The organism is Pleomorphomonas carboxyditropha (genome assembly GCF_002770725.1).
In the GTDB taxonomy this organism is placed as follows: Bacteria; Pseudomonadota; Alphaproteobacteria; order Rhizobiales; family Pleomorphomonadaceae; genus Pleomorphomonas; species Pleomorphomonas carboxyditropha.
The window spans coordinates 69909-80469 of sequence record NZ_NQVN01000023.1 but is presented as its reverse complement, the minus strand read 5'-3'; the positions used below and the strand labels follow the sequence as shown (position 1 = coordinate 80469).

Annotated in this window: 7 protein-coding genes; 4 read left to right on the top strand and 3 right to left on the bottom strand. The window is 60.9% G+C overall.

The annotated features are described in order from the left end of the window. Positions 1–285: 285 nt before the first annotated feature. The 4 genes from CJ014_RS22965 to CJ014_RS22950 all read left to right on the top strand — a co-directional run bounded on the left by CJ014_RS22965 (position 286) and on the right by CJ014_RS22950 (position 5902). Positions 286–2235 carry a PrkA family serine protein kinase gene (locus tag CJ014_RS22965; RefSeq protein WP_100082837.1) on the top strand — a complete coding sequence of 650 codons (1950 nt, stop codon included), beginning with the start codon at positions 286–288 and terminating at the stop codon, positions 2233–2235. Between the two features lie 156 nt (positions 2236–2391). Further along, positions 2392–3705, top strand: coding sequence for a YeaH/YhbH family protein (locus CJ014_RS22960; RefSeq protein WP_100082836.1), 1314 nt, complete (start codon positions 2392–2394; stop codon positions 3703–3705). A gap of 22 nt (positions 3706–3727) precedes the next feature. Then, positions 3728–5263 (top strand): SpoVR family protein, encoded by a 1536-nt coding sequence (locus tag CJ014_RS22955; RefSeq protein WP_100082835.1) that lies wholly within the window; start codon positions 3728–3730, stop codon positions 5261–5263. A 63-nt stretch (positions 5264–5326) separates the two neighbouring features. Beyond that, a complete protein-coding gene (locus tag CJ014_RS22950) occupies positions 5327–5902 on the top strand; it encodes a histidine phosphatase family protein (protein ID WP_100082834.1) in 576 nt (191 codons plus the stop codon). A 478-nt stretch (positions 5903–6380) separates the two neighbouring features. Here the strand turns inward: CJ014_RS22950 and CJ014_RS22945 are convergent, their stop codons facing one another. The 3 genes from CJ014_RS22945 to CJ014_RS22935 form a co-directional block, all read right to left on the bottom strand. Then, positions 6381–7019 (bottom strand): hypothetical protein, encoded by a 639-nt coding sequence (locus tag CJ014_RS22945; protein WP_133121920.1) that lies wholly within the window; start codon positions 7017–7019, stop codon positions 6381–6383. Further along, the gene (locus tag CJ014_RS22940; protein ID WP_100082832.1) at positions 7006–10104 is read right to left on the bottom strand and encodes an HsdM family class I SAM-dependent methyltransferase; all 3099 of its coding nucleotides are present in this window, start codon (positions 10102–10104) and stop codon (positions 7006–7008) included. Before CJ014_RS22940 ends, CJ014_RS22945 begins: the two co-directional genes overlap by 14 nt. 93 nt (positions 10105–10197) lie before the next feature. After that, the gene (locus CJ014_RS22935; protein WP_165790959.1) at positions 10198–10488 is read right to left on the bottom strand and encodes an XRE family transcriptional regulator; all 291 of its coding nucleotides are present in this window, start codon (positions 10486–10488) and stop codon (positions 10198–10200) included. Positions 10489–10561 lie beyond the last annotated feature (73 nt).

Below are 10561 nucleotides of genomic sequence, written 5' to 3'. Positions count from 1 at the left end.
CCCTCCCCCAACCCCGAAACATTACATTTCCCCCAGCCACTATCATCTTCCGGCTTCGCATCTATATGATTCCTGTAGACCCTGCATGATTCGAAGCGATCGCAGGTGAAGCCCGTCGGAAGCGCCAAGGCGCTTTGCCCGGGTCGCCGAGGGTTGGAACGGGCCGGAGGTTCAGGCGTTATTCCTCCAGCCCCCGCAGGATTTGCCGGCGGCGCCGTCAAAAGGCCTATTTGCCGTCGAACTGTAGTCCGTTGGTCCGCTCGATTCTCTTGTCACGAGGTCCACATGCAATCGCAGGATTCCGACGTATTCCGCCTCTTTTCGGAAATCTACAGCAGCGAGACGCAGGAGGAGATGAGCCTGCAGCAATATCTCCTCGCCTGTCGCGAGAACCCTGCGATGTACGCCACGGCCGCCGAACGGATGGTCAAGGCGATCGGCGAGCCCACCCTCGTCGACACCAGCGCCGACGCCCGGCTCGGCCGCATCTTCACCAACCGCACCATCAAGATCTACCCGGCCTTCGCCGATTTCTACGGCATGGAAGAAACCATCGAGCGGATCGTCGGCTATTTCCGCTACGCCGCCCAGGGCCTCGAGGAGCGCAAGCAGATCCTCTACCTGCTCGGCCCGGTCGGCGGCGGCAAGTCGTCGCTGGCCGAGCGGCTGAAGAAGCTGATGGAAGAGGAGCCGATCTACACGCTGAAGCTCGGCGACGAGATCAGCCCGATCTTCGAATCGCCGCTTGGCCTGTTCCATCCCGACCGCATGGGCGACCTTCTGGAAGACAAGTACGGCATCGCCCGCCGGCGATTGAACGGCATTATCTCGCCCTGGGCGGTCAAGCGGCTGCGCGAGCTCAACGGCGACATATCCAAGTTCAGCGTGGTCCGGCTGATGCCGTCGCGCCTCCGCCAGATCGGCATCGACAAGACCGAGCCGGGCGACGAGAACAACCAGGACGTCTCCTCGCTGGTCGGCAAGGTCGACATCCGCCAGCTCGAGCACTTCAGCCAGTCCGACCCCGACGCGTATTCCTACAGCGGCGGCCTCAACCGCACCACGCAGGGCCTCCTGGAATTCGTCGAGATGTTCAAGGCGCCGATCAAGGTGCTGCACCCGCTGTTGACCGCCACGCAGGAGGGCAACTACAACGGCACCGAGAACTTCGGCGCCTTCCCCTACCAGGGCATCATCCTCGCCCATTCCAACGAATCGGAATGGCTGCAGTTCAAGAACAACCGCAACAACGAGGCCTTCCTCGACCGCATCCTGGTGGTCAAGGTGCCCTATTGCCTGCGCGTCACCGAGGAGCGGCAGATCTACGACAAGCTGCTGCGCGAGAGCGAGCTTGCCGGCAGCCCCTGCGCGCCCGAGGTGCTGGAGACGCTGAGCCGCTTCACCGTGTCGACGCGGCTGACCATCCACGAGAACTCGCCGCTCTACACCAAGATGCGCGTCTACGACGGCGAGAACCTCAAGGACGTCGATCCCAAGGCGAAGTCCGTCCAGGAATATCGCGACGCCGCCGGCGTCGACGAGGGCATGACCGGCATCAGCACCCGCTTCGCCTTCAAGGTGCTGTCGCAGACCTTCAACTACGACACCCGCGAGGTGGCGGCCGATCCGGTGCACCTGATGTACGTCCTGGAGCAGGCCATCCGGCGCGAGCAGTTCCCGCCGGAGACCGAGGCGCGCTATCTCGACTTCATCAAGTCCGAGCTGGCCTCGCGCTACGCCGAGTTCATCGGCCACGAGATCCAGAAGGCCTACCTCGAATCCTACAGCGAATACGGCCAGAACCTGTTCGACCGCTACATCGCCTATGCCGACGCCTGGATCGAGGACCAGGACTACAAGGACCCCGACACCGGGCAGATCCTCAACCGCGAGATCCTCGACCGCGAGCTGTCGCAGATCGAAAAGCCGGCCGGCATCGCCAACCCCAAGGATTTCCGCAACGAGGTGGTGAAATTCACCCTGCGCGCCCGGGCCAGGAACAACGGCCACAACCCGTCCTGGACCAGCTACGAGAAGCTGCGCGAGGTGATCGAGAAGCGCATGTTCGGCCAGGTCGAGGACCTGTTGCCGGTGATCAGCTTCGGCTCGAAGAAGGACAGCGCCACCGAGAAGCAGCATACCGAGTTCGTCGAGCGCATGGCCGAGCGCGGCTACACCGAGCGGCAGGTGCGGCGGCTGGTCGACTGGTACATGCGGGTGAACAAGGCCGGGTGATCCCGGGAGGCAATCAACGCGCCTCCCGGTATTCCGCTTGCCGATTTCTCATGCGGCCGGGAAAATGGGAAATCGGCAACGGCCTCGACGAGCGGATGCGTCGGCATTTGCGCGAATTGGCATGAGGCCTGCAGGAGTCGGGAAAAGAGAGCATCCATGCGGAATTTCATCGACCGCCGCCTGAACCCCAAGGACAAGAGCCTCAGTAACCGCCAGCGTTTTCTTTCGCGTGCCCGCGATGAACTCAGGCGGATCGTCACCGACCAGATCAAGACTGGCAAGATCGCCGACATCGACGCCGACCACGTGGTGCCGATGCCGGCGCGCGGCACCGCCGAGCCGGCGTTCCGGCCGGCGGCCGGCAGCGGCAGGCGCGCCCACGTGCTGCCGGGCAACAAGGAGTTCGTCACCGGCGACCGCCTTCCCAAGCCGCCCGGCGGGGCCGGCGGCGGCGCCGGCCGCGAGGGCGCCGGCGACGGCGGCGACAGCGAGGACGATTTCCGCTTCGTGCTGTCGCGCGAGGAGCTGCTCGACCTGTTCTTCGACGACCTGGAGCTGCCCGACCTCGTCAAGCTGGACCTCAAGGAGATCGTCTCCTTCAGGATGCGGCGGGCCGGCTACGCGGTGACCGGCGCGCCCACCAACATCAACGTCGGCCGCACCATGCGCAACAGCTTCGGCCGCCGCCTCGCGCTCGGGCGGCCCAGGCAGGCGCAGCTCGACGCCGTCGCCGCCGAGATCGCCGCGCTCGAGGCCGAGGCCGAGCCCACCGCCGAGGCCGTCGAGCGGCTTGCCGCCCTCAAGCAGGAACTCGACAGGCTGGTGCGCAAGCGCAAGCTGGTCGCCTATGTCGATCCGGTCGACGTCCGCTTCAACCGGCTGGAGCAGCAGCCGGTGCCCAACGCCAACGCGGTGATGTTCTGCCTGATGGACGTGTCCGGTTCCATGGGCGAGCGCGAGAAGGACCTTGCCAAGCGCTTCTTCGTGCTGCTGCATCTCTTCCTGAAGCGGCGCTACGAGCGCATCGAGATCGTCTTCATCCGCCACACCCACGAGGCCCAGGAGGTCGACGAGGAGACCTTCTTCCACAGCCCGCAGAGCGGCGGCACCATCGTGTCGACGGCGCTGGAGGAGATGCAGCGCATCATCACCGAGCGCTATCCGAGCGGCAGTTGGAACATCTACGCCGCCCAGGCCTCCGACGGCGACAACGCCGCCAACGATTCGCAGCGCTGCGTCGCCCTGCTCGATCAGGAGCTGATGCGCCTTTGCCAGTATTACGCCTATGTCGAGATCATCGACGAGCGGGAAAGCCACATCTTCCAGTCGGCGGAAAACGGCACCGCCCTGTGGCAGTCCTATCGCCTCGTCGCCGAGACGTGGAGCAACTTCCAGATGACCCGGATCGCCAGGCCCGGCGATATCTACCCGGTGTTCCGGAAGCTGTTCTCCAGGCAGGCCGCCGGATGAACCGAAGGGAGGGCGCGGGACCATGAAAGAGCGAGCCGGCAACCCGGGTCTCCTGTTCGACGGCTCCGACTGGAATTTTCAGACGCTGTCGCGCACCTACGACGCCATCGAGGCCATCGCCCTCGACGACCTCAAGCTCGACGTCTACCCCAACCAGTTGGAGATCATCTCCTCCGAGCAGATGCTCGACGCCTATTCGTCGATCGGCATGCCGCTGATGTACCGGCACTGGTCGTTCGGCAAGCGCTTCGCCCGCGAGCAGCACCTCTACCGCAAGGGCTATCTCGGCCTCGCCTACGAACTGGTGATCAACTCCAATCCCTGCATCACCTACCTGATGGAAGAGAACACCATGGCCATGCAGGCCCTGGTGACCGCCCACGCCGCCTTCGGCCACAACCACTTCTTCAAGAACAACTACCTGTTCCGCCAGTGGACCGACGCCTCGGCCATCCTCGACTACATGGAATTCGGCAAGTCCTACATCGCCCGCTGCGAGGAAAAGCACGGCATCGCCGCCGTCGAGGCCATCCTCGACGCCGCCCACGCGCTGATGGACCAGGGCGTGTTCCGCTACCGCCGGCCGCCCCGGCTGTCGGTCGCGGCCGAGCGCGAGCGGATCCGCGACCGGCTGGACTACGAGGAGCGCACCTTCAGCGACCTGTGGCGGACCCTGCCGGCCGCCAAGGACGACGACGGCCCCGACCGGCCCGACGACGAGATCGAGCGTGGCCGGGCGCTCAACCTGCCGGAGGAGAACCTCCTCTACTTCCTGGAGAAGAACAGCCCCGTGCTGGAGCCCTGGCAGCGGGAAATCCTGCGCATCGTCCGCGTCATCGCCCAGTATTTCTATCCGCAGCGCCAGACCAAGGTGATGAACGAGGGCTGCGCCACCTTCGTCCACTACACCATCATGAACACGCTGTTCGACCGGGGCATGATCGGCGAGGGGGCGCTCCTGGAAATCCTGCAAAGCCATTCGAGCGTCGTCTTCCAGCCGACGTTCGACGATCCGCGCTTCTCGTCCTTCAACCCCTATGCGCTGGGCTTTGCCATGATGCAGGACATCGAGCGCATCTGCACCGCGCCGACGGCCGAGGATCGCGACTGGTTCCCCGACATCGCCGGCAGCGGCGACTGGCGGGCCGCGCTCATCGACGCCTGGGCCAACCACCGCGACGAATCCTTCGTGCTGCAGTATCTGAGCCCGGCCCTGATGCGGAAATTCCGCATGTTCGTGCTGGAGGACGAGACCCACGACACCCACTACAAGGTGGCCTCGATCCACGACGAGCGCGGCTACCGCAAGGTGCGCGCCACGCTGGCCAGGAGCTACGACGTCGGCGCCAACCAGCCCGACATCCAGGTGGCCGACGCCGACCTCCTCGGCGACCGGCACCTCCGCCTGCGCCACACGGTGCAGGACGGCGTCGTGCTGGCCGCGTCAAGCCGCGACGCCACCCTGCGCCACGTCCGCCAACTCTGGGGCTACGACGTCAGCCTCGTCGGCGTCGATCCGGCGGGGGCGACGGTGTACGAGACGAGCGCGGTGGAGTGAGGAGGAAGAGGGTGAACGCGAACGCGGCGCATTGAATGCTTCTCCGGGGGGCTACGATAGCGCATGTCCACGCTGTATTTCATCACGCACCCCGAGGTAGTCGTCGATCCCGCAACGCCGATCGAGCGTTGGCATTTGAGCGCCTCGGGGATCGACCGGATGAGAACCTTCTCACGCTCTCCGATGCTTGCCGGGGTTCGGGCGGTATTGTCGAGCAGGGAGACCAAGGCGATCGAGGCCGCCGGCATTCTTAGCGGCGCACTCGGGCTCGGCGTTGGCGTTTCGGACAGGCTTGGCGAAAACGACCGGAGCGCAACGGGTTTTCTTCCGCCGCCGGAGTTCGAACAGGCCGCCGACGCATTCTTCGCACAGCCAGACATGAGCTTTCGCGGCTGGGAGCGCGCCGTCGACGCGCAAGCCCGTGTTCGGAAGGCCGTTGCTCAGATTGTAAGCGAGCATGTCGGCGGCGACCTGGCGATCGTTGCCCACGGTGCGGTAGGCACCCTCCTTTTTTGCGCTCTGTCGGGCAACCCCATCAGCAGGTCCTTCGATCAACCGTTTCAGGGACACTTCTGGCAGGCCACACTGCCAAACCTCGTTCCCGACCACGCCTGGCAGCCGATCGCGCCCCGGAACTGATCCGTCCGCGTCCGGTCTCCGCCCTTCCAAGCTCAACAACTTCACTGAATACAAGTTGGTTATCGCGCGCGACGCCATAGTGGCCGGGATGCCAACGCAAATCATCGAGATGAACAACAGAGCGTCTGACAATGGCTCCGATCTCCCGGACAAGCCAAGTCTTGCCTGTGCCGCCATTTCCGAAGATGAGTATCCGCTGGAGGTGTCCAGTTGCGTAGGGCGCAATATTCTCTCCTTTGCGGGTGTCGTAATGAGGAGGGGATTATAAACCCATACGACTGCAATTGAGACCGGTACCAGACGATCCGGTTTCGGGCGTCCGGGATCCGTTAGCTGCCGTTGAACGCTGCTGGTTCAGTGACCGCTTCGGATCCTTACATTCGCAGCGGCAAGAGATTATCTCAGTGGTTGACGTTCGTTGCTGTAGTTCGCGGACAGTCCCCTCCAAGGCCAACTCAGAAACTAGAATCGGCAGTGACTACGGCCATGGCAGCAATGTGTGAGCCACCTCGATGATATGACCTGGCGCACAAGCATGTGTCGTACGGAAACGGACGGGTCGGCCGTTCACCACAGCAGCATCGAGTTCAGACTGGAGCCCGATTCTGGCCGAACGAAGCGCCAGGGTCCTTCTGAGGCCGCGCCTTGCCACATCTGTTTTCGCGTTCATCACGTATCCCAGCATCATCGCTAATGGCAGGCCGCTGGAATACTGGCCGGTCACGAACCGCATGAGCCCTTCATCGACATACTCGCCGACCAAGCCACGTACCCCTGTCTTGTAGGGGACATTGAGCCGTTTGCATTCGCAGGCCAGATAGACATCTTCGTCGTCACCTATGGTTAGGACGAAGTCGATATTGCTCGGAGCCGATACATTGCCGCCGCCGTCCTCCGCGAGCAACGTGTATTGATAGATGATCCGCCCCGACATTAGCTTCGTTCGGATCAATGACTGAACGAGGTGCTCAGTGATGTGATCCTCATGCGTCATCGCATTCTTTTTGGATTGAAGCGGAGCAATACAGACAGGCCAAGCTGCTTCAATCGCATCGGCGATGCGCTCTTCAAGGCCTCGAAAATGGGGGAGCCACGCGTCCAGATCACCGGTCAGCATATTCACCACCGGTCTTGCCATGACGAGCGAGAGCAGCAGTAAACTCGGCCGCAATCTGCTCCGCATCCGCCAAGGCTGTCGATCTCAGCCAATGCCGGAGCTGCATTGGCTTGACCAGATACATATCGCTCCCAATTACGAAGCGAAGATCTGGTACCAATTGCACGTTCCCCGGCAGGCGCACAGGCAGCTTAGCCTGGATCGATTGAAGGAACTGTCCTACCTCCGGAGATACCTCTTCCCTATATTCATCGTCCCCGGAGGCGATGGTCAGTTTCAGAACCGCGGCATCGGCTGATTTAGCGGCGAGCGACGCCCGGACAGGTTGCCGGAAACAGGGTGCAAGGGCATCGCGAAGCGTGACGGCGTAGTCGGCGCGGTGCTCGTATCTGCTATTGGCCCAGATTTTTTGCAGCCCCGCGCTGCGCCGGGGTTGCATCGCCGGGATGATGTATCGGAAGGTGTCTTCAATCAGCGCGATTTCGTGCGCACCCAGACCATAATAATCGAAGACCAGTTGGTCGATTTCATCGAGAGGATCGGATTGTAGCGAAAACAACTCATCGGCCTTCGCAACCTCCCGATCGATCAGTTGGAGGATTTTTTCCTCCGCGGCCGCGGCCCTTGCCGGATCGGGCATATTCACCACTAAGTCGAACGGCAACTTCAATAATTCGCCTTGATGAACCTTGGCACGGTCAGCACCAAAATTGGCGGTATCGTGGAAATAAACCCAAGCCGCTAGACTGCTGTTCAGGACAGCGGTCAAAACCTTCGCGGTGCGCTTTTCTATTTCGGGGAAAGCGATGGCCTGAATGGAATGCTGGAATACAAGGCTTTGCTCGCAATAGGCCGCGCGAATGCGGCCGATGGAACGCTCCACGCCCTGTGGGATCAAGATGTGCGGGCCGGAAAAGCCCTCGACAAACCCTCCACGCCGAACCGTCGACATATTCCATGCTGCCGACTGTATGCGAGGAAGAGCAATTGGACAAAAATCTTCCGCGCTCAAATAAGGGTACTTTGTGACCACATCCGAAGTAAGAAATTTATGCTCGCCATCAAGCCGGCTTTCCTGCGCAGGTTGAAAACCTTGGCCTATAACCCAATCCGCCGTCCGATCGACCGTGGCATTGGCCTTGCGGATATCCTTATATTCCTTGATGAACGCGCTCAATGCGGGGATGGTCCGCAAATACTGAAGCAGCGTTTCCTCGGGGCCACGCGTCCAGAGTCGGCGCTTGAACAGCGTCAGATCCTCGCCGACCAGGTCCGAGCGAAATCGAAGACGATCTGCGCGAGACAAGGTCATCAGCCGCTTGAGCCGCAGATTGAGGTCAGCTTTCGGCACCCAATATTCGAAGCGATAAGGAAGCTGGTCGCCCTGTGCTGGTGCGTAAAGAACGAAAGCCGTTGGCCGCTGCGCGCCATCGAACAACTGGAAGCAAAGGTCCGACAGGTTCATGATCCGCCTGACACGCGCATCGCGTAGAAGCCGTCGTCGCGCGTCTTGAGCCTCTTGCGAGGTATTGTGCAGAACCCCCATCGCCGGCAACAGAAACGCAACAAGCCCGTCCGGCTTAACCACCTTTAGAGCCTTCCAAACGAAGCCCCAGGCAATATCCTTAGCAGGATCGGGATAACTGTTGGCCTTTGCCCATATCTGGGCGGTCGTAATCTGGCCGCTCCGTCCTTTCCAAGGCGGATTCCCCACGACCGCATCGAATTTCGGTACATCCGCAAGCGCGAAGAAATCCGACGCCGGGAGCAGCGTGTCGCCGTAGAGAGACGGCAAGAGCTTCCCGGCCTTCAGAAGTACCTCCAGATCGGGGGGGTTGGATTGTTCCAGTAGCGCGATGTAGAGGGAGAACGCTGCTACACGGACGGCAGAGGGATTGATGTCCCCTCCATGCAACCGGCGCGCAATAGACTTCAGTTCGTTCCACGAGGCATGGCGCGTGTTCTTGATCCGGCAATGGTGCGCGACGAGGCGCTGGAACAACCGGACAAGAAAAATCCCCGATCCGCATGCTGGATCGCAGAACACACCCTTTGCCCGCTGCTCGTCGGACAAATCGTCCCAAAGTTGATTGACGACGACGTCCGCCAAGAACATCGGAGTATAAAAGGCGCCGTCAGCGCTCTTTTTCTCGGCCTCTTCCTTCAGGAAGCGGTCATAAACCGCACTGATGAGGCCGATCGACATATACCGAAAGTCATAACCCCATAGACGAAGCTGGCCGGACGCCATCTCTTCACGTCCATGTCGGAAACGCGCCAGCGTTCGTAGATGCCGCACCGCCAGCTTCGGCGGCGTCGCATCGCCTGTTTCGAAGGCGCAGGGCGCATTGAAGAGGTTGCCGTTGAACGCGCTCTTCAACCATACAAACAGCGCCTCGAAATAGGTTGGAGAATCTGCCTCCAACATCTCCGCGAGACTGGAACATGTTCTGTTGGACGCCTTCTGGAACACCACCTCCTTGATGATCTTGCGATCTTCCAGATACGCGATGAACATTGTTTGCATCAGCAGCGCTTGGGCGGCCTCGCCACCGAGATCGCCCCGCATGTCGCGAAACGCCTCCAGCAGGTTTGACAGTAGCACACTATCGACGCGATCGTCCGGGTCGAAATATTTGTCGTTCTCGAACCAGAACCGCCCGGACTCCGTAGAATCGATCAGTTCCCGAAGTTTCAGCGCATCCAAAAGAAGCGATAGCGTCATGATCAGACGAGGATCGCCTTGCTGGCCCTCCTGACGCTGGAATGGTCTCTGGACAAGCGAATAGGCGACAAGCTCATCCTCCTTGAGGACGAGCAACAGGCTCATCAGACCTTGATTCCAGAGAATGCGGTGTAATTCGTCGATCCGGGCGAGCGATACATCTGTCTCGCTCAGAAATCCGACCGTTGGAACTCCCTCGATGCAGAAGACAGCAGCTAGGCCGAGATCGGTCAAGGCAAAGCGGATCGCATCAGCATGCGGCCCCGGCTCCACATCGGAAGGAGACGTGTAAAATTCGGGCACCATCCGACGATCAAGCGCGAGGGCGTCTCGCCAATGCGAAGCGAAGCTATCTGCCATGCCTCACCTCTTCTCGCGTCATGGGATGGGTATCAGTACCCCACAAATCAGAACATATCAAGAACATTCCGGTTCTGTGGGCTATCCTGTCGCTCATTTATCCAGCTCCAGCACCCCTTGCGGATCACCTGCGAACTTTCCGGCTTTGGCAGCACCACGCGGCTTTTTCCTGCCGGGTTCGAGGCGCTCGAAAATGGAAGCGTAGTCGATATCGCGACTCGCCATTTCGGCAAGGAGACTCGCAATCACCGCGAGGTGGACAGGGACATCACCTTTCTTCTTGTTGTTCGAAACTGAATTCGGTTGCATGCTCATAAGTTCTGCGAAGCGCCGGACAGTGAGCCCCGCCTTATTCAATTCGACGATGAAGGCGTCGTACGTCACAGTGCTAATCACCCACAATTTAATGAGTATACCACATAAAATCATGTGATTGCAATGACATTGAAGGCATTAA